We start from the raw sequence: 24779 nt of genomic DNA, 5'->3' as shown, positions 1-24779 counted from the left end.
GGGTAAGCCGGAGCACGTTCATCTAAATCGATTGAATATATGCTGCAATGCAGTAACATAGGCTGGGATGAATGGTGAAAGCCGGTATGATCGTTGCAACCGCACGAGAGGCAGCATGACGCGCGCAATGACATCCGAAACCCTTCCGCCCCTGCTCGAAAATCCTGATCCGAAGACGCTCGCAAGGGAAGTCTTGGTGGCCCTCAAATACCGGGTCGGCAAGGACACCACCGTTGCGACCCAGTACGACTGGCTGACCGCCTCGATCAAGGTCGTGCGCGACCGCATCGTCGATCGCTGGATGCAGGCAACCAAAGAGGCCTACGACCAGCAGGAAAAGCGCGTCTACTATCTGTCGTTGGAGTTCCTCATCGGCCGCCTGATGCGCGACGCCTTCTCCAATCTTGGCCTGATGGACAATATGCGCGAGGCGCTGTCGTCGCTCGGCGTCGACCTCGATCTGATCGCCGCGCTCGAACCCGATGCCGCGCTCGGCAATGGCGGCCTCGGCCGGCTCGCAGCCTGCTTCATGGAAAGCATGGCGACCGTCGACATTCCGGCACACGGCTATGGCATCCGCTACGCCAACGGCATGTTCCGCCAGGAGATCCATGACGGCTGGCAGGTCGAACTGCCCGAAACCTGGCTCGATCACGGCAACCCCTGGGAGTTCGAACGGCGCGAGCGCTCCTTCGAAGTCGGCTTCGGCGGCTCGGTGGAGTCCATCACGTCAAAGGACGGTCGGCTCGAGCGCCACGTCTGGAAGCCGACCGAACATGTCCTGGCTGTCGCCTACGACACGCCTGTCGTTGGCTGGCGGGGCAACCGCGTCAACACGCTGCGGCTGTGGTCTGGCATGCCGGTCGATCCGATCCTGCTCGACAAGTTCAATGCCGGTGACCACATCGGCGCGCTCGCCGAAAGCAACAAGGCGGACGCGTTGTCGCGCGTGCTTTACCCCGCCGATTCCCACATGGCCGGGCAGGAGCTCAGGCTGCGGCAGGAGTACTTCTTCTCGACCGCATCGCTGCAGGACATCGTGCAGCGTCACCTCAGCCAGTATGGCGACCTGAAGTCGCTGCCCGACAAGGCGGCAATCCACCTCAACGACACCCACCCGGCGATCGCCGTGCCGGAGCTGATGCGGCTGTTGATGGATGTCCACGGCATGGACTTCGACCTCGCCTGGAGCATCACCAAGCGCACCTTCGGCTACACCAACCACACGCTTCTTCCCGAGGCGCTGGAAAGCTGGCCGGTGCCGCTGTTCGAGCGGCTTCTGCCGCGTCATATGCAGATCGTCTACGCCATCAACGCGCAGGTGCTGCTGGAGGCGCGCGCCACCGACCAGTTCTCGGGCGAGCAGATCAGCCGCATTTCGTTGATCCAGGAAAATGGCGACCGCCGCGTGCGCATGGGCAATCTGGCCTTTGTCGGCTCGCACTCGATCAATGGTGTGTCGGCGCTGCACACCGAGCTGATGAAGGAAACGGTGTTCGCCGACCTGCACAAGCTCTATCCCGATCGCATCAACAACAAGACTAACGGCATCACGCCGCGACGCTGGCTGATCCAGTGCAATCCCGGGCTGACCTCGCTCGCCCGCGAGGCGATCGGCGATCGTTTTCTCGATGACATCGACGCCATCAAAGGGCTCGACAACTTTGCCGACGACAGTGCGTTCCGGGAGAAGTTCGCCGGGGTCAAGCGCCAGAACAAGGCGCGGCTGGCCAATCTCGTCGCCGACCGGCTCGGCATCAAGGTCGACCCGTCGGCGCTGTTCGACATCCAGGTCAAGCGCATCCACGAATACAAGCGCCAGCTCCTCAACATCCTTGAGGCGATCGCACTCTACGATCAGATCCGCTCGCACCCCGAACGTGACTGGATGCCGCGCGTGAAATTCTTCGGCGGCAAGGCGGCGCCCAGCTACCACAACGCCAAGCTGATCATCAAACTCGCCAATGACGTCGCCAAGGTCATCAACCGCGATCCGGCGGTGCGCGGCCTGCTGAAGGTGGTGTTCGTGCCGAACTACAATGTCAGCCTGGCCGAGGTGCTGATGCCCGCCGCCGACCTGTCCGAGCAGATCTCAACCGCCGGCATGGAAGCGTCGGGCACGGGCAACATGAAGTTCGCGCTCAACGGCGCGCTGACCATAGGCACGCTCGACGGCGCCAATGTCGAGATCAAGGAATGCGTCGGCGACGACAACATCTTCATCTTCGGCCTGACCACGGCCGAGGTCGCCGAGCGGCGCAACAATGGCTACAACCCCCGCGCCGTGATCGAGGGCTCTTCCGAACTGGCGCAGGCGGTCGCGGCGGTTTCCTCGGGTGTCTTCTCGCCCGACGATCCCAATCGCTACCGCGACCTGATCAACGGCCTCTATGACAGCGACTGGTTCATGGTCGCCGCCGATTTCGACACCTACGCCGCCGCCCAGCGCGATGTAGACGCTGTCTGGCGCAACAGCCCGGACTGGTATGCCAGGGCAATCCGCAATGTCGCGCGCGTCGGCTGGTTCTCGTCCGACCGCACCATCCGTCAATACGCGAAAGAAATCTGGAACGTGCCTGCCTGATGTGATTGCATGAGGCCACGAACAATGTGGTCCCGGTGACGTGGGTTGAATGCCAACCCGCATAGCCAGAAATAGACACCTGGTGCCCTGGGAGGGACACTGCCTGATGAGGAAGCCGCGCGCGACCGCTGCGACAAGCGGGCCGGACGGACTGGCGCCAGCCAGCGATGTTGCGGCAATTGTCGCCGGTACGCACGGAGATCCGTTCGCGATCCTTGGTGTCCATGAGGTCGGCAAAGGCCTGTTTGCCCGCTGCTTCGTTCCGCATGCCGAGACTGTCACCGCCTATACGCTGACGGGCCTCGAGGCCGGCGCGTTGTCGAGGCGGGACGACGCGGGCTTCTTCGAAGGCAAATTGTCGATCAAGAAGCGCCAGCCGCTGCGCTATCACGCCAGGAACGCCGGCGGCGACTGGTGGCTGACCGATCCCTATTCGTTCGGTCCGGTGCTCGGGCCGATGGACGACTACTATATCGCCGAGGGGTCGCACCTCAGGCTGTTCGACAAGATTGGCGCGCATGTCATCGATCATGAGGGCGCCACCGGCGTGCATTTCGCCGTCTGGGCTCCCAATGCGCGGCGCGTCTCGGTGGTCGGTGATTTCAACGACTGGGATGGCCGCCGCCACACGATGCGCGATCGCCGCGACACCGGCATCTGGGAGCTGTTCGTGCCCGACATCGGTGCCGGGCGGCCCTACAAATACGAGATCATCGGGCCCGATGGCGTCAGGCTGCCGCTGAAGGCCGATCCGTTTGCGTTCAAATCCGAACTCCGCCCGGCCACGGCTTCGGTCGTTGCCGTGCCGCCGGCGCATGAATGGGGCGACGAAGCGCACCGCAATTTCTGGCGCAATGCCGATCACCGCCGCGAAGCGATCTCCATCTACGAAGTCCACGCCGGGTCCTGGCAGCTTCGCGACGACGGTACCTTCCTGTCATGGGACGAAATGGCCGACCGGCTGATCCCTTACGTCGTCGAGACCGGCTTCACCCACATCGAGTTCATGCCGATCTCCGAGCATCCCTATGACCCGTCCTGGGGCTATCAGACGACCGGCCTTTATGCGCCCTCGGCCCGCTTCGGCGATCCCGACGGGTTTGCCCGTTTCGTCGATGGCGCGCACCGCGCCGGCGTCGGCGTCATCCTCGATTGGGTGCCGGCGCATTTCCCGGTCGACGCGCATGGCCTGGCCCATTTCGACGGCACCGCGCTCTACGAACATGCCGATCCGCGCAAGGGTTTTCATCCCGACTGGAACACCGCGATCTACAATTTCGGCCGCCGCGAGGTGGTGTCGTTCCTGGTCAACAACGCGCTGTTCTGGGCCGAAAAATACCATGTCGACGGTTTGCGCGTCGATGCGGTCGCCTCGATGCTCTACCTCGACTATTCGCGCAAGGCCGGCGAGTGGATTCCCAATGAGAAGGGCGGCCGCGAGAACCTCGAGGCGGTCTCTTTCCTGCAGAAAATGAACAAGGAAGTCTACGGTCACCATCCGGGCGTCATGACCATCGCCGAGGAATCGACCTCATGGCCGAAGGTCTCGGCGCCGGTGCATGAAGGCGGGCTCGGCTTCGGCTTCAAGTGGAACATGGGCTTCATGCACGACACGCTGGAGTATTTTGCCAAGGAGCCGATTTTCCGCAAGCACCATCACAACGACCTGACCTTTGGGCTGACCTACGCCTTCTCAGAGAATTTCGTGCTGCCGCTCTCGCATGACGAGGTCGTGCACGGCAAAGGCACGCTGCTAGGCAAGATGGCCGGCGACGACTGGCAAAAGTTCGCGACCTTGCGGGCCTATTACGGCTTCATGTGGGGCTATCCCGGCAAGAAGCTCCTGTTCATGGGGCAGGAATTCGCGCAGCGCCGCGAATGGAGCGAGGCGCGCGCGCTCGACTGGAACCTGCTCGATTTCCGACCGCATCGCGGTGTCTGGCAGACGGTGCGCGATCTCAACTATCTCTATCGTTCGCGCCCGGCGCTGCATGGCCGCGACTGCGAGCCGGAAGGGTTTTCCTGGCTGATCGTCGATGACAGCCAGAATTCGGTTTTCGCCTGGGTGCGCAACGCGCCGGGCGGCAGCCCGGTGGCTGTCATCTCCAATTTCACGCCGGTGCCGCGCGACAATTATCGCGTGCCGCTGCCGAAGGCCGGCAAGTGGCGCGAGATCATCAACACCGACGCATCCGAATATGGCGGTTCCGGCATGGGCAATGGCGGCATGGTCGAGGCAAGGGCGGAAGGCAAGAGCATCTCGGCAACGATGCTTTTGCCGCCGCTGTCGACGATCATGCTCGAACTCGTCGCCGAGGCCGACGAACAGGGCGAGACTTGAGTAACTTGGGAGGGTAGAAATGGCAGACTTGAAACGGACCCAGCCGCTGGCGCGCGATGCCATGGCCTATGTACTGGCCGGCGGCCGTGGCAGCCGCCTCAAGGAACTGACCGACCGCCGCGCCAAGCCGGCGGTCTATTTTGGCGGCAAGACGCGCATCATCGACTTCGCGCTCTCCAACGCGCTCAACTCCGGCATTCGCCGCCTCGGCGTCGCCACGCAATACAAGGCGCATTCGCTGATCCGCCACCTGCAGCGCGGCTGGAACTTCCTGCGGCCGGAACGAAACGAGAGCTTCGACATCCTGCCGGCCAGCCAGCGCGTCTCGGAAACGCAATGGTATGAAGGCACGGCCGACGCCGTCTACCAGAACATCGACATCATCGAGGCCTATGGCCCCGAATACATGGTCATCCTCGCCGGCGACCACATCTACAAGATGGACTACGAGATGATGCTGCGTCAGCATGTCGACGCCAATGCCGACGTCACCGTCGGCTGCCTCGAAGTGCCGCGCATGGAAGCCACCGGCTTCGGCGTCATGCATGTCGATGCCAAGGACAACATCATCGCCTTCGTCGAAAAGCCCGCCGATCCGCCCGGCATTCCGGGCAACCCGGACTTCGCCCTGGCCTCGATGGGCATCTACGTCTTCAAGACCAAGTTCCTGATGGAGCAGCTGCGCCGCGACGCCGCCGAGCCGGGCTCGAGCCGCGACTTCGGCAAGGATATCATTCCCTATATCGTCCAGCATGGTAAGGCGATCGCGCACCGTTTCACCAAGTCCTGCGTGCGCTCGACCGCCGAGAACGAAGCCTATTGGCGCGATGTCGGAACGGTCGATGCCTATTGGGAAGCCAATATCGACCTGACCGACATCACGCCGGAGCTCGACCTCTACGACCGCGACTGGCCGATCTGGACCTATGCCGAGTTGAAGCCGCCGGCAAAATTCGTCCATGACGAGGATGGCCGGCGCGGCTCGGCCGTCTCCTCCCTGGTCTCGGGCGATTGCATCGTCTCCGGCGCTTCGCTGAAGAAGAGCCTGATCTTCACCGGCGCGCGCATCAATTCCTATTCGACGCTGGAAGAGGTTGTCATGCTGCCCGACGTTCATGTCGGCCGGAACGCAAAGTTGAAGCGCGTCGTCATCGACCACGGTGTAAGGATACCGGAGGGGCTGGTCGTCGGCGAGGATCCCGCTCTCGACGCCAAGCGCTTCCGCGTTTCGGAGAAAGGCATCTGCCTGATCACGCAGGACATGATCAACAAACTCGGGCTCTAGAGCAGTTCCAGGAAAAGTGCGAAACGGTTTTCCGTCCGGGAGTTGCCTGGAAACGAAGAATTGGACAGGATCGGGATAGACGCATGCAGGTTCTGTCGGTCACGCCCGAGATATTCCCGCTGATCAAGACCGGCGGGCTTGCCGACGTGACCGGTGCGCTGCCCGTCGCGCTCGCGGCCAAGGGCGTGACCATGCGCACGCTCATTCCAGGCTTTCCCGTGGTGATGGACGCCTTCAAGAAAAAGAAGGCTGTCTACCAATATCCGCTGCTGCAGGGCGGCAAGGCTTCGATCCATGCCGTGCAGATCGCCGGGCTTGACCTGTTCGTGCTCGACGCGCCGCATCTGTTCGACCGTCCCGGCGGTCCCTACGGCAATGCTTCGGGCGCGGACTGGCCGGACAATTGGCGGCGCTTCGCGGCGCTGAGCCAGGCCGGCGCCGATATCGCAGGCGGTGCCATCTCGGGCTACCTGCCCGACATCGTCCATGCCCATGACTGGCAGTCGGCGATGACGCTGGCCTATATGCGCTACGGCAAGGCGGTCGGCACGCCGTCGATGATGACCGTCCACAATCTCGCCTTCCAGGGCCAGTTTGGCGCCGGCATCTTCGGCGAGCTCGGCCTGCCGGCGGTGGCGATGGCGCTCGACGGCGTCGAATATTACGGCGGCGTCGGCTTCCTCAAGGCCGGTCTGCAGGCCGCCTGGGCGATCACCACGGTGAGCCCCTCCTATGCGCAGGAGATCCGCTCGCCGGAATTCGGCATGGGCCTCGACGGCCTGATCAACATGCGCTCCAGCGACCTCTACGGCATCGTCAACGGCATCGACACCGCCATCTGGGATCCGGAGACGGACAAGCATCTGGTGTCGAACTATACGGCCGCCACGCTCAAGGCGCGGGCGCCGAACAGGGCAGCCGTTGAGGAGCGTTTCGGCCTCGACCGCGATGACGCCCCGATCGTCTGCGTCATCAGCCGGCTGACCTGGCAGAAGGGCATGGACATTTTGGCGACGGTCATCGACGGCATCGTCGCGACCGGCGCGCGGCTGGCCATACTGGGCTCGGGCGATGCCGGCCTCGAAGGCGCACTGCTTGCCGCGGCCGCACGCCACCGTGGCCGCATCGGCGTGGTCATCGGCTATGATGAGGGGCTGTCGCACACCATGCAGGGCGGCTGCGACGCCATCATCATCCCGTCACGCTTCGAACCCTGCGGACTGACGCAGCTTTACGGCCTGCGCTATGGCTGCGTGCCGGTGGTCGCCCGCACCGGCGGCCTCGCCGACACCATCGTCGACGCCAACGAAGCGGCGATGGCGGCCGGCGTCGCGACAGGGTTCCAGTTCGCTCCCAACAATGGCGGCGCGATGCTGCACGCCATACGCCGCCTGGCCGATGCCTACGCCGATCCCGCTTCCTTCGAGACCATCCAGCGCCAGGGCATGAAGGCCGATGTGTCATGGGACAAGAGCGCGGAAAAATATCTTGAACTCTATCGCCTGCTGCTTTCGAAAAGGGTTGCCTGAAGCATGATACGGACCGTCCCCACCAAGCCCTATTCAGACCAGAAGCCCGGCACGTCTGGCCTGCGCAAGAAGGTGCCCGTGTTCCAGCAGGAGCACTATGCCGAGAACTTCATCCAGTCGATCTTCGACGCGCTCGACGGCTTCCAGGGCAAGACGCTGGTGATCGGCGGCGACGGCCGCTTCTACAACCGCGAGGTCATCCAGAAGGCCATCGCCATGGCCGCCGCCAACGGCTTCGGCAAGGTCATGGTCGGGCAGGGCGGCATATTGTCGACGCCGGCCGCCTCGCATGTCATCCGCAAATACAAGACCTTCGGCGGCATCATCCTGTCGGCCAGCCACAATCCCGGCGGCCCGCATGAGGATTTCGGCATCAAGTACAATGCCGGCAATGGCGGCCCGGCGCCGGAAAAGCTCACCGACGCCATCTTCGCCAAGACCAAGGCGATTTCGAGCTTCAAGACATCGGACATCGATCCGATCGACATCGATACGATCGGTACGGTGAAGGCCGCCGGCATGACGGTCGAGATCATCGATCCGGTCGCCGACTATGCCGAGCTGATGGAAAGCCTGTTCGATTTCGACGCGCTGCGCAAACTGTTCAAATCGGGGTTCCGCATGCGCTTCGACGCCATGCATGCGGTGACCGGTCCCTATGCCAAGGAGATCCTCGAGAACCGACTTGGCGCACCCAGCGGCACCTGCCGTAACTTCAAGCCGCTGCCGGATTTCGGCGGCCATCATCCCGATCCGAACCTGGTGCACGCCAAACATCTCTATGACGAGATGATGGGGCCGGACGCGCCGGATTTTGGCGCCGCTTCCGACGGCGACGGCGACCGCAATCTGATCATCGGCAAGGGCATTTTCGTCACCCCGTCGGATTCGGTGGCGATGCTTGCCGCCAATGCCCGCCTGGCGCCCGGCTACAAGGCCGGGCTGAAGGGCATCGCCCGTTCGATGCCGACCAGTGGTGCGGCCGACCGCGTCGCCGAAAAACTCGGCATCGGCATCTACGAGACGCCGACCGGCTGGAAGTTCTTCGGCAATCTGCTCGATGCCGGCATGGCGACGATCTGCGGCGAGGAGAGCGCCGGGACCGGTTCCAACCATGTGCGCGAAAAGGACGGCCTGTGGGCGGTGCTGTTGTGGCTCAACATCCTCGCCGCGCGCGGGGAAAGCTGCAAGCAGGTGGTCACCGAGCACTGGGCGGCCTATGGGCGCAACTACTATTCGCGTCATGACTATGAGGAGGTCGAGAGCGACCGCGCCAATGCGCTGGTCGACGAACTCAGGGCCAAGCTCGGTTCGCTGCCCGGCACCAGCGTGCGCGGCCTGAAGATCGTCAAGGCCGACGATTTCGCCTATCACGACCCGGTCGATGGTTCGACCAGCGAGCACCAGGGCATCAGGATCCTGTTCGAAGGCGGTTCGCGCGTCGTCTTCCGGCTTTCCGGCACCGGCACGTCGGGTGCCACGCTGCGCGTCTATATCGAGCGCTACGAGCCGGACAAGGCCAGGCACGATCTCGACACCCAGGCAGCCCTTGCCGACCTCATCGCCGCCGCCGACGACATTGCCGGCATCAAGAGCCACACCGGCCGCAACAAGCCGAGCGTGATTACTTGAGGGTGGTGCTGATTTTACCCTCCCCCTTGTGGGGAGGGTCGATCCGCGCAGCGGATCGGGGTGGGGGTGCTCGTAAAGCGCTTTCCCTGCGCCGCCCCCCACCCCGCTCACTTCGTTCGCGACCCTCCCCACAAGGGGGAGGGTGGGGTACGCACCCATGATCCAACTCGGCGCCACCGTCACCCCAGAAGGCATCCGCTTCGCCGCCTGGTCCTCGTCGGCCCGTCGCCTCCGGGTGTCGATCTTCGACGGGCAGGGAAACCACGAACTCGACCGGCTGGAACTGCGACCGGAAGGCGAGGGTGTGCATGCGCTCTTGGTCCCCGGCCTCGCCGCCGGCACGCGGTATGGCTTTCGCGCTGATGGCGACTATGCGCCCGATCGCGGGTTGTGGTTCGACCCCGACAAGCTGCTCACCGATCCCTATGCCGTCGAAATCGACCGGCCCTATGCCTACCACTGGCGACTCGCCGCGCGGCGCAACGAGGGCGCCGACACCGCGCCGCTGATGCCGAAGGCCGTGGCGAAGGCCTTGCCCGAGGCTGTGCCTATCCTCCCGCCGCTGTTCCGTCCGGGCGGCCTGGTCTACGAGGTGCCGGTGCGCGCCTTCACCAAGCTGCATCCGGACATTCCCGAACGGCAGCGTGGTACCATCGCGGCGCTCGCCCACCCCGCAATCATCGATCACCTGCAAGGGCTCGGCGTATCAGCCGTCGAACTGATGCCGGTGACGGCCTCGATCGACGAGCGGCACCTGCCGCCGCTGGGCCTGAGCAATGCCTGGGGCTACAACCCCGTCACCTTCATGGCGCTCGACCCGCGTCTGGCGCCCGGCGGCCTCGAGGAATTGCGTGACACCGTGACGGCGCTGCGCAAGGCCGGCATCGGCACCATCCTCGACCTCGTCTTCAATCACACCGGCGAAAGCGATCGGCTGGGGCCGACGCTGTCGCTGCGCGGGCTCGACAACCAGGCCTACTACCGGCACCAGCCGGACGGCAGGCTGGTCAATGACACCGGCACCGGCAACACCGTCGCCTGCGACCATCCGGCGGTGCGCGACATCGTGCTCGACACGCTCCGCCACTTTGTCCGTCATGCTGGCGTCGACGGCTTCCGCTTCGATCTGGCGCCGGTGCTGGGCCGCGTCGGCGGTGTGTTCGATCCTGCGGCACCCTTGCTCAAGGCAATCGCGGGGGATTCGGTGCTTGCCGATCGCGTGTTGATCGCCGAGCCCTGGGATATCGGCCCTGACGGCTATCAGCTCGGCAACTTCCCGCCGCGCTTCCTCGAATGGAACGACCGCTATCGCGACGATGCCAGGCGCTTCTGGCGTGGCGATGCCGGCGCGATTGGAGCGCTGGCGACCCGGCTTGCCGGCTCATCCGATATTTTTGGCAAGGCCGGCCAGCCGGCCAGCCGCACGGTCAACTTCATCGCCGCCCATGACGGCATGACGCTGGCCGATATCGTCGCCTATGAGCGCAAGCACAACGCAGCCAATGGCGAGCAGAACCGCGACGGCCATAACGACAATCTGTCCTGGAACAATGGCGCCGAGGGCGAGACTGACAGCGCGGCGATCGCCAAGGCGCGCTTCGACGATCAATGCGCGCTGCTTGCCACGCTGTTTGCCTCGCGCGGCACAATCATGCTGACCGCCGGCGATGAATTCGGCCGCACCCAGAAGGGCAACAACAACGCCTACGCGCAGGACAATGCCATCACCTGGCTCGACTGGGCTGGCCGCGACCAGGCGCTGGAGCGCTACGCATCGGCGCTCGGCAGGCTTCGCCGCACCATTCCGGCCTTGGCCGACACGCATTTCCTCACGGGAGAACCGGCCGATGGCATCCCCGACGTCGCCTGGTTGACCGAGACCGGCATGCCGCTTGCCGAGGCGGATTGGAACGACCCAGCGCGGCATCGCCTCGTCATGCTGCTCGGCGATGCCGGCGGCCGGCTTGCCGTCATCGTCAACGGCGATCGTCGCCAATGCGTCTTCACCTTGCCCGATCGGGAAGGCCTTCGGTGGCAGCCGGCGATCGAAACGCAGGCGATCGACCTTGCGCGGCCGCTGCCGGGCCGCAGCGTCCATTTGATGACAGAGCATCGGATCGAAAAGTCGCAACCGGTTTTCGGGCAATCCGATGCGAAAAAAATGAGTTCGCGCCAGGCCGTAACAGGCCGCCGCGCCGGGAAGGGTTCGTGATGGCCGACAACAATGCGGGGCAGGGGGCCGAATGGTGGCGCGGCTGCGTCATCTACCAGGTCTATCCGCGCTCCTTCCAGGACACGACCGGCAACGGCAGCGGCGATCTAAAGGGGATCACGACCCGGCTTGCTCACATCGCCTCGCTCGGCGTCGACGCCGTCTGGCTGTCGCCCTTCTTCAAGTCGCCGATGGCCGACATGGGCTACGACGTGTCGGATTATCGCGCCGTCGATCCGATGTTCGGCACTCTGGAGGACTTTGATGCCTTGGTCGCCGAGGCGCATCGGTTGGGCCTGAAGGTCATCATCGACCAGGTCCTGTCGCACTCATCTGACAAGCACGAATGGTTCGTCGAGAGCCGGACCAGCCGCGACAACCCTAAGGCCGACTGGTACGTTTGGGCCGATACGAAACCCGACGGCAACGCGCCCAACAACTGGCTGTCCGTCTTCGGTGGGCCGGCCTGGGAGTGGGATTCGACCCGCCGGCAATATTACATGCACAATTTCCTCGCCTCGCAGCCCGACCTGAATTTTCACAATCCGGAGGTCCAGGACGCCCTGCTGGACACAGTGCGCTTCTGGCTGGAGCGTGGCGTCGACGGTTTCCGGCTCGATACGGTCAACTACTATGTCCACGACCGCTGGCTGCGCAGCAATCCGCCTCTGGCGTCGAGCGTCGCCGGCACCAATGGCGAGACCAACACCTACCTCTACCAGGAGCATCTGTTCGACAAGACGCAGCCGGAAAACCTGAATTTTCTCCAGCGTTTCCGGGCATTGCTGGATGAGTATGAGGGTCGCGCGGCCGTCGGCGAAATCGGCGATGAGGGCCGCTCGCTGCGGACGCTGGCCGCCTACACCGCCGGCGGTGACAAGCTGCAGATGTGCTACACTTTCGATCTGCTCGGTCCGCAGTTTTCGGCGGCGCATGTGCGCGGCTGCGTCGAGGCCTTCGAAAATGCAGTTGCCGATGGCTGGGTCTGCTGGGCGTTTTCCAATCACGACGTGGTGCGCCATGTCAGCCGCTGGACAGGGCCTGACGGCGATGCCGACGCGGTGGCCAGATTCTCGATCATGTTGCTCGCCTGCCTGCGCGGCTCGATCTGCCTCTATCAGGGTGAGGAGCTTGGCCTGGAGGAGGCGGAGCTTGCCTATGAGGATCTGCGCGACCCCGTCGGCATCCGCTTCTGGCCCGGCGTGAAGGGCAGGGATGGCTGCCGCACCCCGATGGTCTGGGAGGCCGGCGCCGACAATGCGGGTTTCTCGACGGGCAAGCCGTGGCTGCCGGTCCCGGCCAGCCATCGCGCCCGCGCCGCCGATGTCCAGAACGGCAACGACCAATCGGTGCTGTCCGCCTACCGGTCGACGCTCGACTTGCGCAGGCGCCATCCAGCACTGGTCAGCGGTTCGATCCGCTTTCTCGACGCCGAAGGCGACGTGCTCGCCTTCATCCGCGAAGGCGGCGGGCAGAGACTGCTCTGCGTCTTCAATTTCGCCGGAGAGCCGGTGGACTGGCCGTTGCCAAGGGATGTCGGAGCGGTTGCTGCTGTCTTGGGTGGCACCGTCGCTGTCGGGGAAGAAGCGCTCTCGCTGCCGGCTCTCGGTTGCTTCCTTGGTCGGCTCGAATGACTGGCGGTTCGACCGCGCCTCGGCCAGGCAACCGCCTGGCCACAGAACTTACTGAACGAGCACAGCCCGTCCGCAGGTCGCTCCGGTGACACGCACATCGGCCTGGCCAACACCGACACCCAGGGCCGACAGCACATTGTAGAGCAAGTCGTCGACGGGCGCCGTTACACCGTTGAGCAGCGTCACCACCGCGGGTTTGACCGTTCCGAGCAGGGCGGTGAGATCGATACCGAGACCAAGCACACCGACCGAAAGCGACAGGTTGTTGACCAGCGATGTGGTGAGCGACTGCGAGATGTTGCGCGTCGAAACGGTTTTCACCGTCTTGTTGGCGATGTCGGTCGCGTTGAAGGTCAAGGTCTGCGGGCTGTTGTTGGTGATAGCGGTCGCGGCCAACCCCATCACCTGGATCAGCGGGATGTTGAGCAGCAGCAGATGCAGGCTCACATCGGCGATGTCGGCATCGGTGAACGTCTGCGGCTGGCTGAAATCGGCGAAGCCGGAGGGATTGTTGCTGTTGGCCAGATTCAGCTGGGCAACACCCGGGCGTGCGGCGATGGAAACGCTGATGCTGGAAGGCCCTGTCGGGCAGGTGATGTCGGTCAGCTTGGCTTCGGCATAGGCGACTTCGACATTGAGCGGCAGATTGACGGCGAGCAGGCTGATGCCACCACCGAGGCCGGGCGTGCCGACACCGACGGAGGCCGTCAGTTTGATGCGCGTCTGGGCAGTCCGCACGACAGTGCCGATGCCATCGACCGCCAGCCAGGGCGAGGATTGCGCCGGCTGCCCGATGGCGATGTTGAGCTTGGTCGAGAGCAGTCCCGGAATGGTGGCGCCGAGATCGACCGCAGCCTGGTTGGTGCCGTTGGCGAGCACGGCGGCGGCGGTCAGCATTCCCATGGCGCTTGCGTCGACGCCGAGGCCGGAAGGCTGTTGCCCGAGCCCCAGGCTGCCGACGGAACCGAGATCGACAAGGCTGCTAAGCGGGATCTTGACCGTGCTGGTCGACTTGGAGGCGATGGTCTGCAGGGCGACCTTGGCCGTGTTGCCGAGGCCAGGGACGTTGGCCATGGCGGTGGCGATCTGACCGACGGTCGCTTTCGAGGCCAGCACGTCCGAATAGGTGCCAGCCGTGATGTTCAATTGTGTGGCGAGGGCACTGATGAAGGACAGCACGCTGACATCGGCCGAGATCAGCCCGTTATAGTCCATGACACTGAGCGAGATATTGCCGCCCAGCAGCCCGCTCAGCAGAGCATTGAGGATGCCGCCATTGACGCTGAGCAGTCTCGACCCCACCGAGAATGTCGCCTGCGGCGTCATGCTGGCCGTGGCCTGGGTGCCGATGACCGGAGTGGGGATGAGCGAACTCGCGAAATAGCGGGCGGGGATTTTCGCCAGCGTCACACGCACCGCATTGTAGGGGGTCACGCCCGGCTGGAAGCGCTGGGTGACATTGGTGGTCGATGAGGCATATCGGCCTTGCGTGACCGTCACCACCGTCTTTCCGACAGCCGGGGCAATGGTCTGGCCCGAGGCTTGAACGACGACTCCCGGCATGCCGTTGTCGGTAAGCGTGGTGACGACCGCCGTGTTGACATTGTTGATGTTCGAGGCGGCAGTGATCGCCGCCAGGTCGACCATCGCCTGGGCTTGCCGGCGCTCGGTGTAGATGGATGCTTCATCGATGGCCACCGCCGCCAGCGCCAGCGCGACCGGCGCGCTCAGCGCGGTCATGACGGCGAAATTGGCCTTCCTGTCCCCCACCATCGACCGTGCAAGCCGGCCGATGCCCTTGCCCGCACGCTGCAGCATTCAAATACCCCCGACCCTGATCGTTGACTGACGCTTGATGGTGGTCGCCGGCAAGGCTATGCCCGGGAAGAGATTCCAGATCGGCAGGTTGCGCGCATCGTAGGAGATCGACACCACGAACTGGCTGCCGTCGGCCACGCTGTCATTGGCCTGGTAGGTCAGTTTGCTGGCGTCCACGAAGGGGTAACCGCCGGCATTGTTGGTGAGGAAGGCGGCGACGAGCGTCTGCCGTTCGGTCTGGTTCAACCCGGCTATGGCCGTCCGCGCGGCATCCGCCGCGATCTGCTGGACCGAGCTGGCGGCGCCAAAATAGATACCGTACGCAACCATCCCGAGCAGAAGAAGGATAAAGATCGGCGATAGCAGAGCGAACTCGACCGCTGAAGTTCCCGAATTGTCTGTTCGGAACGCGCGCCTTCGGAGCCTGGAAATGAGGTTCTGAACCATGATACCAGCATGCCAAAGTTCGCATGCAGAAAGCGAAAACTCAGGGTACAACCTGAGGATGCCTGCGATTGAAAACGTCGCTCTAAATTAGCAGTTGCTTCTTCGATTCTAGGGATTGACTTAGGGTCAATCAGTACTCGGTTGAAAAGAGCTTACCTCCTGTCTAGTCTCCTGCCACCAGCTGCCGGAGGGAACCGGCGGCGCGCTCGAAGGAACCAGGCATCGGTTCCGGGGCGTCAACACTTAAAGGCGCGCCAACGGCAGCGCCGACAGGGAGAACTTCATGCTGAAAAACATGCTGAAGGCGACGGTATTCGCCACCACCATGGCGGTAGCCGCCGGCGCATTCTACTCGCCGGCGTTCGCCGAGAGTGTCTACAACCGGGGCACCGCGGCTGAATCGGAATCGGTCGACCCGCACAAGACCTCGACAGTCTATGAAGCCAATGTGCTGCGCGACCTGTTCCAGGGACTGGTCATGCAGGACGAGAAGGCAAACCTCATTCCGGGTGCCGCCGAAAGCTGGACGGTATCGGATGACGGCACCGTCTACACCTTCAAGCTGCGCAAGGACGGCATGTGGTCGGACGGCAGCCCGGTGACGGCGGACGACTTCGTCTACGCCTTCCATCGGCTGGAGGACCCGGCGACCGGCGCCGAATACGCCTCGATGCTGTATCCGGTGAAGGGCGCCGAGGACGTCAACACCAAGAAAGGCAAGCCCGAGGACATGGGCGTCAAGGCGGTCGACGCCAACACCCTCGAGGTGACGCTGAAGGCGCCCACCCCCTATTTCCTGGAGATGCTGACCCATCAGGCGACCTATCCGGTCAGCAAGGCTTCGATCGAGAAGCTCGGCGCGGACTGGATCAAGCCCGGCAACCTCGTCTCGAACGGCGCCTATACGCTGGCCGAATGGGTTCCCAACGACCACATGAAGCTGGTCAAGAATCCGAAATTCTGGGACGCCGCGACCGTCAAGTTCGACGTGGTCAACTACATCCCGACCGAAGACCGCTCATCGGCGATGAAGCGCTTCGAGGCCGGCGAACTCGACAGCTATGACGACCTGCCGACCGAACAGCTCGCCGACCTCAAGACCAAGTTCGGCGCCCAGATCCATGTCGGCCCGTATCTCGGCACCTATTATTACGCGATCAAGACCGATAAGGCGCCATGGAACAATCCTGAACTGCGCAACGCCATCTCGATGGCGATCGACCGCGACTTCATCGCCGAAAAGGTCTGGCAGAACTCGATGCTGCCCGGCTATTCGATGGTGCCTCCCGGCATCGAGGGCTACACGCCGGCAATGGCCAAATACGCCGACATGCCGCAGATCGACCGTGAGGACGCCGCCAAGAAGATCCTCGAGAAGCTTGGCTATACGCCCGAGCATCCGCTGAAGATGGAAATCCGCTACAACACCTCGGAGAACCACAAGAACACCGCTGTGGCCATCCAGGAGCAGCTGAAGCCGCTCGGCGTCGACGTCACGCTGCTCAACACCGACACCAAGACCCACTATTCCTTCCTTGAGCAGAAGGGTGACTATGACGTGGCGCGTGCCGCCTGGATCGCCGACTACAAGGACCCGGAAACCTTCCTTGGCATCTCGCGCAAGGCGAGCGGCAACAACTACTCGAACTACAACAGCCCGGCCTACGAAGCGGCCATGGACAAGGCAGCCGCCGCCGGCGGCAAGCCAGAGGAGCGCATGAAGGAGCTCTCCGAGGCCGAGCGCATTCTCGTCGACGACGTCGGCCAGATCCCGCTGCTCTACTACAGCTACCACGACATCGTGTCCTCGAAGCTGCATGGCTTCGTCGACAATGTGATGGATGTCCATCCGTCGCGTTTCGTCAGCAAGGATTGATCCCTGGCCAAGCCGCCGCGCACTTCGTGCGCGGCGGTGCTGGTTTGCCATCGCATCGGCCGGGAAGCGCAATCGATTTTCGGAAAATCCGGTGCGAAGATTTGAAGGCTGGAGCACAATGGTCCAATCGGACAGGCGTGTTCCGGATCAAGTGGGGCACCGATGCTGCGATACGTATTCCGGCGGCTTTTAACCGCCATACCGACGCTGTTCGTCATCGTGACGATGGCGTTCTTCCTGATGCGCGTCGCGCCAGGCGGGCCATTCAACCAGGAGCGGGGGCTGAGCCCCGAGATCAAGGCCAACCTTGAGGCCCAGTTCGGCCTCAACGATCCGCTCTGGCTGCAATATGTCCACTATCTCGGCAATCTGCTGCGCGGCAATTTCGGTCCGAGCTACAACATGCCGGATTTCACCGTCACCGAACTGTTTGCCAAGGGCCTGCCCATTTCCGTCCAGCTCGGCGCCTCGGCGCTGATCCTGGCGCTGCTGCTCGGTTCCGTGCTCGGCACCATTGCCGCGCTCAACCAGAACAAGCTTGGCGACTATACGGTGATTGCGCTGGCGACGGCCGGCAGCACCATCCCCACCTTCGTCATCGCGCCGGTGATCCAGCTGCTTTTCGGGCTGACCTGGAAGCTTCTGCCGATCGGCGGCTGGGGCGACGGCGCCTTCATCAACAAGGTCGGCCCGGTGCTGACGCTTGCCTTGCCGCAGATCGCCATCGTCGCCCGCCTGATGCGCGGCTCGATGATCGAATCGTTGCGCTCCCATCACATACGCACGACCCGTGCGCTCGGCCTTTCCGATTGGTCTGTGGTGGTCAAGCACGCCTTGCGTGGCGCCATCCTGCCGATCGTTTCGTTCACCGGCCCGGCGGCGGCGGCCCTTTTGACCGGCTCCGTTATCGTCGAGACGATCTTCTCCATTCCCGGCGTCGGCCGCTATTTCGTCGATGCGGCACTCAACCGTGACTACACGCTGGTGATGGGGACGGTGGTGGTGATCGCGATCTTCACCATCGTCTTCAACCTGATCGTCGACGTCATGTACGCGGTCGTCGACCCGAGGGTTCGCTATGACTGACATCGCAGCCACTGCTCCCGCTATTGTCGGCCGCTCGCTGTGGGGCGATGCCTGGGCGCGCCTCAAGGCCAACCGCGCCGCCATGTTCAGCCTCTACTACCTCGCTTTGATCGGGCTCGTCAGCGTGTTTGGCCCCTGGTTCGTGCCGCATCAGTACACGACCATCTATGCCGACTATGTGCGCATGCCGCCAAGCCTGATGGCCTATCCGAAGCCCGACATGATCGAGTCCGCGCTCAATGATGCGATCAAGCGCATGCGGGTCGATATCAAGGAATGGCACCAGGAGGGCGATCAGGTCTTCGTCACGGTCAAGTCGACCAAGCCGATCGATGACCGCAATATCCGCTACCTCGACCGATCCGACGCCTTTGATGACACCAAGATCGTCGACAAGTCCGCCGACGGCCTCGAAGCAACGATGAGCGCGTCGGTCAAGCAGCAATATTTTCTGTTCGGCACCGACAACACCGGCCGCGATCTGCTGTCGCGCACGCTGATGGCCGGGCGCATCTCGCTGGCCATCGGCCTGCTTGCCGGTGTCGTCGCGGTGGTGATTGGCGTCATCTACGGCGCCGCCGCGGGTTTCTCCGGCGGCAAGATCGACGAGGTGATGATGCGCATCGTCGATGTGCTCTACTCCTTGCCGTTCATCTTCTTCGTCATCATGCTGGTGGTGTTCTTCGGCCGCAACTTCGTGCTGATGTTCCTGGCGGTCGGGGCAGTGCTATGGCTCGACATGGCGCGCATCGTGCGCGGCCAGGCGCTATCGATCCGCCGCCAGGAATATGTCCAGGCGGCGGAAGCCATGGGCGTCGGCCAGCGCGGCATCCTGCTGCGCCATGTCATCCCCAATCTGCTCGGTCCGGTGGTGATCTACATGACGCTGCTGGTGCCGCAGGTCATCATCCTGGAGAGCTTTCTGTCGTTCCTCGGCCTCGGCGTGCAGGAGCCGATGACCAGCTGGGGCGTGCTGATCTCGGTCGGCGCCAAGAACATCGGCACCGCCAACTGGCTGCTGCTGTTTCCCGCCTTCTTCCTCGTCTCGACGCTGTTTGCCTTGAACTTCGTCGGCGACGGCCTGCGCGACGCACTCGACCCGAGAGACCGGTAAAGATGGGGACCGTCATGGCCACGCCCGAAACGATCCTCAGCGTCAAGGACCTGCGCGTCCGCTTCCGCACGCTCGACGGCGCCGTCGAAGCGGTGAAGGGCATCAACATCCACGTCAATGCGGGCGAGACCGTTGCCGTGGTCGGCGAATCCGGCTCCGGCAAGAGCCAGACCATGATGGCGGCGATGAGCCTGCTCGCCTCGAACGGCGAGGCCACGGGCAGCGTCGACTATCGCGGCCGCAACCTGCTGACCCTAAGCAAATCCGACCTGAACAAGGTGCGTGGCGCCAAGATCAGCATGATCTTCCAGGAGCCGATGACCTCGCTCGATCCGCTCTATTCGATCGGCAATCAGCTGATCGAACCGATCCGCCGGCATCGCGGCCTGAATGCCGCCGAGGCACGCGAAGAGGCACTCAAGCTCTTGCGTCTGGTGCACATTCCCGATCCGGAGCGGCGGATGAAATCCTACCCGCACGAAATGTCCGGCGGCCAGCGCCAGCGTGTGATGATCGCCATGGCGCTCGCCAACGACCCGGACATCCTGATCGCCGACGAGCCGACCACGGCGCTCGACGTGACCATCCAGGCGCAGATCCTGATGCTGCTCGCCGAATTGCAGCGCAAGCTCGGCATGGCGATCGTCTTCATCACCCACGATCTTGGCATCGTCCGGCGCTTCGCCGACCGGGTCTATGTCATGCGCCAGGGCGAGGTGGTCGAGGAGGGCGAGGCGGGAGCGATCTTCGCCAACCCGCAGCACGCTTACACCAAGATGCTGCTGGCGGCCGAGCCGACGGGAAGCAAGGCGGCGCCGCCCGTCAATGCCCCGGTGGTGCTGGAAGGCAGGAATGTCGAGGTCACGTTCAGGATCGGCGGCGGGTTTCTGGCCGGCGAGCCGCTGATGCTGCGCGCCGTCGACGACATTTCGATCCGGCTGCAGCGCAACCAGACCATCGGCATTGTCGGCGAATCCGGCTCGGGCAAATCGACGCTCGGCCGCGCTCTGTTGCGGCTGCTGCCGAGCGATGGCTTGATCCGGTTCGGCGATCGCGACATTTCCACCGCCGACCGGCAGGCGATGCGGCCGCTGCGGCGCCAGATGCAGCTCGTCTTCCAGGATCCGTTCGGCTCGCTGTCGCCACGCATGACCGTCGGCCAGGTCATCACCGAAGGTCTGCTGGTGCACGAGCCCAATCTTTCGGGCAAGCAGCGCGACCAGCGCGCGGTCGAGGCCTTGCTCGAGGTCGGCCTCGACCCCAACGCCCGCAACCGCTACCCGCACGAATTCTCCGGCGGCCAGCGGCAACGCATCGCCATTGCCCGCGCCATGATCCTGAAGCCCAAGATGGTCGTGCTGGACGAGCCGACCTCGGCGCTCGATCGCTCGGTGCAGAAACAGATCGTCGAACTGCTGCGCAAGCTGCAGGCGGACCATGAACTGTCCTACCTCTTCATCAGCCACGATCTCTCGGTCGTGCGCGCCATGGCGGACTACATCATCGTCATGAAGCAGGGCAAGATCGTCGAGCAGGGGCCGACCGAGGCGATCTTCAGCAATCCGCAGCACGTTTACACGCAGACGCTGATGGCTGCCGCGATCGATGTCACGCGCTTTCGGCTGAGCGCGTGAGACGGCGCTTCAGGTGAGGACGCCCGTCCGCTCAGCCGGCTGATCTCGGGCATTTGCGCTCCCGCACGGCGGCAATGGCATCCTGCTGCTGTTTCAGCCGGTCGATCCTGGCTGTTTCACGGTTGGCGACGGCGGCCTTCACCCGCGAGCCGCCAAGCAGCCAGCGCGGAACACTGGTGTTGGCCACCTTGCCGCGGGTAATGGCTGTCTGAGAGATTTCGCCGGCGTTCTCACCCAGCGCTCCATTGAGCTCGACACAGCTCATGCTCTCGTACTTCGCCGGATCGGCGGTCCTGCCGATCGACGAGCAGCCGGCAACGAGAAGCACCACAATCACAAAAACCGGTGTCGAGGTCGTCGTCGAGATCGAATTCATGTCCACACCGGCTCACCGTTTCACTGGCCCCATCATATCCATCGAACTATCTGGAGCCGACGATTATTTCGTCAAAGATTGCGCTCGCGAAGAACCCCTGGGCATGGGCCGACGGCGGCCAGCCAATATGGGAACGTTCTCGGCCACTCGAAGTTGGTGTGCGTCGAGTGTCCAAATGCAATCACTGGAAACGAAGAGGGGCCGCCTCGGCTGACGCCGGAGCGGCCCCTCGTCCATCCTTGGCCGACGGCGCCACCTCGGCGGTTCGCGCTGTTTGCGACACCAGCCCTCGTGCGGCGCCATCGTTCAGCTTTCCTGGAATTCAGGCTGCTTCGGCGATTGCGGTGGGAGTACGGCCGCCGAGCACTGCTCGGGCGATGTCGGTTGCATTTTCATCGACATGCGCCGTCACCAAGACGATGCCATCGGCGACGCTCCGTTTATCCGGCTTTGCCGCCGCGGTCATGAAGGCACCGAGCAGCCCGCCGGCACCGCCGCCGCAGACCGCGCAAGCCAGTGCTGTTGCCGGCAGTCCGGCCGGAAGGGAACTGGCCGCGTGGACGACCAAGGCGCTCATGCACGCCAATGCCGCACCGACGGCACAGAGGATGACACTCGGAGACCTTAGAACTGCCAGTTCGTCCTTGTAGGGTCCGATAATGGCGATCTGAACGCGAGGAACACCGACCGCAACCAGTTCTCCAGCAACCCTGGCGGCTTCGGCGTGGGAATCAAAAAGCTTGCTGATTGTCCGCATGGTCTCAGAGCGGTTTCTCGTCAACCAACCCATCGGCAACGAAGGACGCGGCGATCAAGTCGTCGCCATCAATGCTTCCCCGCCCGTCGACCAGCGTGGCCGCGACCTTTTGGAAGGTCTTCATTTCGCTCATGGTGATCCGGGCCTGCTTCATCCTGGCCTTGAGGTCAGCCACGCGCTCCCCCAAGAAATCGGATTGTATGGCCTCACTGTTGGACATGGTGACGTTCATTCAGTTTCGCTTCCTCGTCTGATCGTCCTCGCGCCCAGCCAATCGAACAGCGTCGAAGCGCAAACGTTCCCTGGTCGGACCTCGGTCTGGTGGCGCATCGGACCTTTGTCTGGCCGCAAGATGCAATGGTCTTGCCCGTGGTTCTGCAAGGAACGGCCGCCGTTCGTAGCCGTTGTCCGCTACACGTTCGGGAGGAAGCTGATGGACAAGAGTGTTGGTCAAGCGCGCTGGTTGCTTGCGGTGATCTTCGCCATGCCCATCACATTGATTGCAATCGCAATAGCCTTTGGCTGACCATCCGAGAGTACGAATATTGGCAGATTGGCGTAGCTACGTCCCTTCCTGCGCCGATAGGGTTCGCCCGCCGCGCCCGCGTGGCGGGCGAACCCTGAATATCTGCAAGCCCTAGCCAGCTTTCCAGCCAACGTGGCGAGATTCCGCGATCTATTTCGGGGGCATCGCATTTGATAATGCCTTGTCTCGGCACGCCAGATCACCCGCGATGGTTCAGATTTCTTGCAGAAGGCCCGGCTGCAAACGAACCGGGCCTTCGGTCGGTCGATCAATAATCGTTGTTCTCGATTACCATAGGGCGGCGATGATGGTGCTTGGACACCGAGTTCGTAATAACGACAGCATCAGGGCGATGGTGGCGGCGGCCGTGATCGTAGAAAGCGACCGTACCGTGGTGGCGATGGTACCGGCGGCCGTGATCGTAAAAAGCCATCGTACCGTGGTGGCGATGATGCAGGCGCTGACCGTCCTCATTGATGATCTTGACGTTGCTGTGGTGGCGATGGTGGGTCTTGATGATTACGGTCTCTGCCGCCGAAGCGACAGCCGGCAATCCGATCGAAATCGCCAAAGCGCACATGATCATTGATTTCATTGCAATTTCTCCGTTACCTTGATTAGCCTTTCGTTGGATAACTGCCGCTGGGGCCTTTGGTTCCGGGTTTTTCAAGGACGATAGGGAAGCGTACGGGAAGTCGAAGGACGGACGATCCGGCATCGCCTAAGGCTGAGAGGGGGCGGCCTCACGCTGGTGGAATTTGCAAAGAACGAAGTGGCTCGATGCATCGGTCGCGCCGGCGTCGGGCAGCACGACGATCTGCGCCCAAAAATCGCAATATCGTACTATTGCGTCCGGCAAGTCTTTGGCGGTCATGCCGTAGACGATGGCGATATCGCCGTCTCTACAGTTGGTCTTCCCTGAAAGCTGGGCCGCCGTCGCCATGATTTGGCATGATCGCTCGTCGTCCGCGTGGGAGGGCGCGCAATGGCAGGCAAACGCGAATACCGCTGCTGTGAAAGCCAGTCGTTCCATAGTGGCCCCGGCGTTCTGCCATTCTCTCGGGAAACATGCGCTATAGCTAATATAAAAGCAATCACGGGGCCATTGCCCGATCTTGCTGATGGATGGAACATTAGGTTCGCCTAATAGTTCTCCTCTCAGCCGGCACCATCGCTTGGTGTCTGCTGAGGATCAGCCGGGAAGGGTTGGTCGGCCCACGTTCCTCCGCCAGAGGCGCGGGCTTTCCAGGCAACAGGAGAAAGATCATGAACAACATCATTTGGCTCGTCGGAGCGGTGGTCATCGTCATAGCGATATTGAGCTTCTTCGGTCTGCGGTAGGCGCGGCTGAGTCATGCCAGCTGACCCTCTATCGGAAGGTGACCAGCCGAAGCGGACAATGCGAAAGCGCCGCAGGCCATCTGGAGAAGACCGAAACGATGCCGAGAAGTTCATTGCTTCTGTTCCGCCTGAAGACAGGAGCTTTCGCGTCTGGTTCCTGTCCAATGAAACAGGCATCAGCGCGGACCAGGCAAGCGAACTTGTCGACAGAATCGAGACAGACGGCGCGGCGTTGTTGAATGCCGCCCGACGGATGAAAATTCACGAGCAATGACCGACAGCCGCTACGTCGTCGACGTTTCCAATAAACTCACTGGCGTAGCGCGTTGGCGCTCAACGGGACCGGTTGCCGAGGATCGGCATGTCCCGGATATCGCGTTTTTTGTGGGTGTCGGGAGACACAGATATCCAGGTATCTGTTTTTCTGGTCGGAGTGGCAGGATTTGAACCTGCGACCCCCTCGTCCCGAACGAGGTGCGCTACCAGGCTGCGCTACACTCCGTGACCAGTCGGCGGGCTTATAGCCGCCATGCTTCATTCCTGCAAGCGGCAATGGCAGCACTTCTGTCGCATTTCATCAGCCTTCG

The 24779-nt window shown here is 63.0% G+C and carries 20 protein-coding genes and 1 tRNA gene; 13 read left to right on the top strand and 8 right to left on the bottom strand.

From position 1 onward, the window contains the following. The first annotated feature begins 115 nt into the window (after window positions 1-115). The 7 genes from JG746_RS25475 (at window position 116) to bglA (ending at window position 13217) form a co-directional block, all read left to right on the top strand. Window positions 116-2584: a glycogen/starch/alpha-glucan phosphorylase gene (locus JG746_RS25475; RefSeq protein WP_202355231.1), complete on the top strand. Its 2469-nt coding sequence runs from the start codon at window positions 116-118 to the stop codon at window positions 2582-2584. Between the two features lie 106 nt (window positions 2585-2690). After that, window positions 2691-4925 (top strand): 1,4-alpha-glucan branching protein GlgB, encoded by a 2235-nt coding sequence (gene glgB / locus JG746_RS25470; RefSeq protein ID WP_202355230.1) that lies wholly within the window; start codon window positions 2691-2693, stop codon window positions 4923-4925. A 19-nt stretch (window positions 4926-4944) separates the two neighbouring features. Continuing rightward, on the top strand, window positions 4945-6210 hold the full coding sequence (gene glgC / locus JG746_RS25465) for a glucose-1-phosphate adenylyltransferase (RefSeq protein ID WP_202355229.1): 1266 nt from the start codon (window positions 4945-4947) through the stop codon (window positions 6208-6210). A gap of 83 nt (window positions 6211-6293) precedes the next feature. Then, window positions 6294-7739, top strand: coding sequence for a glycogen synthase GlgA (glgA, locus tag JG746_RS25460; RefSeq protein WP_202355228.1), 1446 nt, complete (start codon window positions 6294-6296; stop codon window positions 7737-7739). Between the two features lie 3 nt (window positions 7740-7742). Next, complete coding sequence (locus JG746_RS25455) at window positions 7743-9371, top strand: alpha-D-glucose phosphate-specific phosphoglucomutase (RefSeq protein WP_202355227.1); 1629 nt, start codon at window positions 7743-7745, stop codon at window positions 9369-9371. Between the two features lie 157 nt (window positions 9372-9528). Beyond that, window positions 9529-11583, top strand: coding sequence for a glycogen debranching protein GlgX (gene glgX, locus JG746_RS25450; RefSeq protein WP_202355226.1), 2055 nt, complete (start codon window positions 9529-9531; stop codon window positions 11581-11583). Further along, window positions 11583-13217: a beta-galactosidase BglA gene (gene bglA, locus JG746_RS25445; RefSeq protein ID WP_202355225.1), complete on the top strand. Its 1635-nt coding sequence runs from the start codon at window positions 11583-11585 to the stop codon at window positions 13215-13217. The genes glgX and bglA overlap by 1 nt, the downstream gene beginning before the upstream one ends. A gap of 48 nt (window positions 13218-13265) precedes the next feature. On the opposite strand, the gene JG746_RS25440 is transcribed toward bglA, so the two are convergent. Together JG746_RS25440 and JG746_RS25435 are read right to left on the bottom strand one after the other, a co-directional pair. Then, window positions 13266-15035, bottom strand: a complete 1770-nt coding sequence (locus JG746_RS25440; RefSeq protein ID WP_202355224.1) for a TadG family pilus assembly protein — start codon at window positions 15033-15035, stop codon at window positions 13266-13268. Further along, a complete protein-coding gene (locus JG746_RS25435) occupies window positions 15036-15482 on the bottom strand; it encodes a TadE/TadG family type IV pilus assembly protein (RefSeq protein ID WP_202355223.1) in 447 nt (148 codons plus the stop codon). 283 nt (window positions 15483-15765) lie between these two features. On the opposite strand from JG746_RS25435, the gene JG746_RS25430 reads away from it, so the two are divergent. From JG746_RS25430 to JG746_RS25415, 4 genes are all read left to right on the top strand, one after another. After that, window positions 15766-17358 (top strand): peptide ABC transporter substrate-binding protein, encoded by a 1593-nt coding sequence (locus JG746_RS25430; protein WP_202355222.1) that lies wholly within the window; start codon window positions 15766-15768, stop codon window positions 17356-17358. A gap of 162 nt (window positions 17359-17520) precedes the next feature. After that, window positions 17521-18444 carry an ABC transporter permease subunit gene (locus JG746_RS25425; protein ID WP_202355221.1) on the top strand — a complete coding sequence of 308 codons (924 nt, stop codon included), beginning with the start codon at window positions 17521-17523 and terminating at the stop codon, window positions 18442-18444. Next, window positions 18437-19558 carry an ABC transporter permease gene (locus JG746_RS25420; protein ID WP_202355220.1) on the top strand — a complete coding sequence of 374 codons (1122 nt, stop codon included), beginning with the start codon at window positions 18437-18439 and terminating at the stop codon, window positions 19556-19558. Before JG746_RS25425 ends, JG746_RS25420 begins: the two co-directional genes overlap by 8 nt. A gap of 14 nt (window positions 19559-19572) precedes the next feature. Then, complete coding sequence (locus JG746_RS25415) at window positions 19573-21192, top strand: ABC transporter ATP-binding protein (protein WP_202355219.1); 1620 nt, start codon at window positions 19573-19575, stop codon at window positions 21190-21192. Between the two features lie 31 nt (window positions 21193-21223). On the opposite strand, the gene JG746_RS25410 is transcribed toward JG746_RS25415, so the two are convergent. The 3 genes from JG746_RS25410 to JG746_RS25400 form a co-directional block, all read right to left on the bottom strand. Beyond that, window positions 21224-21568, bottom strand: coding sequence for a hypothetical protein (locus JG746_RS25410; protein ID WP_202355218.1), 345 nt, complete (start codon window positions 21566-21568; stop codon window positions 21224-21226). A 322-nt stretch (window positions 21569-21890) separates the two neighbouring features. Continuing rightward, a complete protein-coding gene (locus tag JG746_RS25405; RefSeq protein ID WP_202355217.1) occupies window positions 21891-22325 on the bottom strand; it encodes a hypothetical protein in 435 nt (144 codons plus the stop codon). Window positions 22326-22329: 4 nt separating this feature from the next. Beyond that, window positions 22330-22545 (bottom strand): hypothetical protein, encoded by a 216-nt coding sequence (locus JG746_RS25400; protein WP_202359465.1) that lies wholly within the window; start codon window positions 22543-22545, stop codon window positions 22330-22332. A gap of 613 nt (window positions 22546-23158) precedes the next feature. Between JG746_RS25400 and JG746_RS37760 the strand changes: the two genes are divergently transcribed. Then, window positions 23159-23440, top strand: coding sequence for a hypothetical protein (locus tag JG746_RS37760; protein WP_202355216.1), 282 nt, complete (start codon window positions 23159-23161; stop codon window positions 23438-23440). 132 nt (window positions 23441-23572) lie between these two features. On the opposite strand, the gene JG746_RS25390 is transcribed toward JG746_RS37760, so the two are convergent. After that, window positions 23573-23884 (bottom strand): hypothetical protein, encoded by a 312-nt coding sequence (locus JG746_RS25390; RefSeq protein ID WP_202355215.1) that lies wholly within the window; start codon window positions 23882-23884, stop codon window positions 23573-23575. 125 nt (window positions 23885-24009) lie between these two features. Next, window positions 24010-24207 carry a hypothetical protein gene (locus JG746_RS25385; RefSeq protein ID WP_202355214.1) on the bottom strand — a complete coding sequence of 66 codons (198 nt, stop codon included), beginning with the start codon at window positions 24205-24207 and terminating at the stop codon, window positions 24010-24012. 43 nt (window positions 24208-24250) lie between these two features. Between JG746_RS25385 and JG746_RS25380 the strand changes: the two genes are divergently transcribed. Next, window positions 24251-24466, top strand: a complete 216-nt coding sequence (locus JG746_RS25380; protein WP_202355213.1) for a hypothetical protein — start codon at window positions 24251-24253, stop codon at window positions 24464-24466. 151 nt (window positions 24467-24617) lie between these two features. Here JG746_RS25380 and JG746_RS25375 read toward each other — a convergent pair. Next, window positions 24618-24694 (bottom strand) — tRNA-Pro (locus tag JG746_RS25375). Between the last annotated feature and the right edge of the window lie 85 nt (window positions 24695-24779).

It is taken from the genome of Mesorhizobium sp. 113-3-3, assembly GCF_016756495.1.
GTDB lineage: Bacteria > Pseudomonadota > Alphaproteobacteria > Rhizobiales > Rhizobiaceae > Mesorhizobium.
Note: the sequence above shows the minus strand (reverse complement) of the source record. Positions and strands in the feature narration are given on the sequence as shown.

Bases quoted from the DNA above. Each gene is read 5' to 3' on its own strand.
- JG746_RS25475 (WP_202355231.1), top strand. From the start codon at position 116: ATGACGCGCGCAATGACATCCGAAACCCTTCCGCCCCTGCTCGAAAAT.
- glgB (WP_202355230.1), top strand. From the start codon at position 2,691: ATGAGGAAGCCGCGCGCGACCGCTGCGACAAGCGGGCCGGACGGACTG.
- glgC (WP_202355229.1), top strand. From the start codon at position 4,945: ATGGCAGACTTGAAACGGACCCAGCCGCTGGCGCGCGATGCCATGGCC.
- glgA (WP_202355228.1), top strand. From the start codon at position 6,294: ATGCAGGTTCTGTCGGTCACGCCCGAGATATTCCCGCTGATCAAGACC.
- JG746_RS25455 (WP_202355227.1), top strand. From the start codon at position 7,743: ATGATACGGACCGTCCCCACCAAGCCCTATTCAGACCAGAAGCCCGGC.
- glgX (WP_202355226.1), top strand. From the start codon at position 9,529: ATGATCCAACTCGGCGCCACCGTCACCCCAGAAGGCATCCGCTTCGCC.
- bglA (WP_202355225.1), top strand. From the start codon at position 11,583: ATGGCCGACAACAATGCGGGGCAGGGGGCCGAATGGTGGCGCGGCTGC.
- JG746_RS25440 (WP_202355224.1), bottom strand. From the start codon at position 15,035: ATGCTGCAGCGTGCGGGCAAGGGCATCGGCCGGCTTGCACGGTCGATG.
- JG746_RS25435 (WP_202355223.1), bottom strand. From the start codon at position 15,482: ATGGTTCAGAACCTCATTTCCAGGCTCCGAAGGCGCGCGTTCCGAACA.
- JG746_RS25430 (WP_202355222.1), top strand. From the start codon at position 15,766: ATGCTGAAAAACATGCTGAAGGCGACGGTATTCGCCACCACCATGGCG.
- JG746_RS25425 (WP_202355221.1), top strand. From the start codon at position 17,521: ATGCTGCGATACGTATTCCGGCGGCTTTTAACCGCCATACCGACGCTG.
- JG746_RS25420 (WP_202355220.1), top strand. From the start codon at position 18,437: ATGACTGACATCGCAGCCACTGCTCCCGCTATTGTCGGCCGCTCGCTG.
- JG746_RS25415 (WP_202355219.1), top strand. From the start codon at position 19,573: ATGGCCACGCCCGAAACGATCCTCAGCGTCAAGGACCTGCGCGTCCGC.
- JG746_RS25410 (WP_202355218.1), bottom strand. From the start codon at position 21,568: ATGAATTCGATCTCGACGACGACCTCGACACCGGTTTTTGTGATTGTG.
- JG746_RS25405 (WP_202355217.1), bottom strand. From the start codon at position 22,325: ATGCGGACAATCAGCAAGCTTTTTGATTCCCACGCCGAAGCCGCCAGG.
- JG746_RS25400 (WP_202359465.1), bottom strand. From the start codon at position 22,545: ATGTCCAACAGTGAGGCCATACAATCCGATTTCTTGGGGGAGCGCGTG.
- JG746_RS37760 (WP_202355216.1), top strand. From the start codon at position 23,159: ATGGTGCTTGGACACCGAGTTCGTAATAACGACAGCATCAGGGCGATG.
- JG746_RS25390 (WP_202355215.1), bottom strand. From the start codon at position 23,884: ATGGAACGACTGGCTTTCACAGCAGCGGTATTCGCGTTTGCCTGCCAT.
- JG746_RS25385 (WP_202355214.1), bottom strand. From the start codon at position 24,207: ATGACTCAGCCGCGCCTACCGCAGACCGAAGAAGCTCAATATCGCTAT.
- JG746_RS25380 (WP_202355213.1), top strand. From the start codon at position 24,251: ATGCGAAAGCGCCGCAGGCCATCTGGAGAAGACCGAAACGATGCCGAG.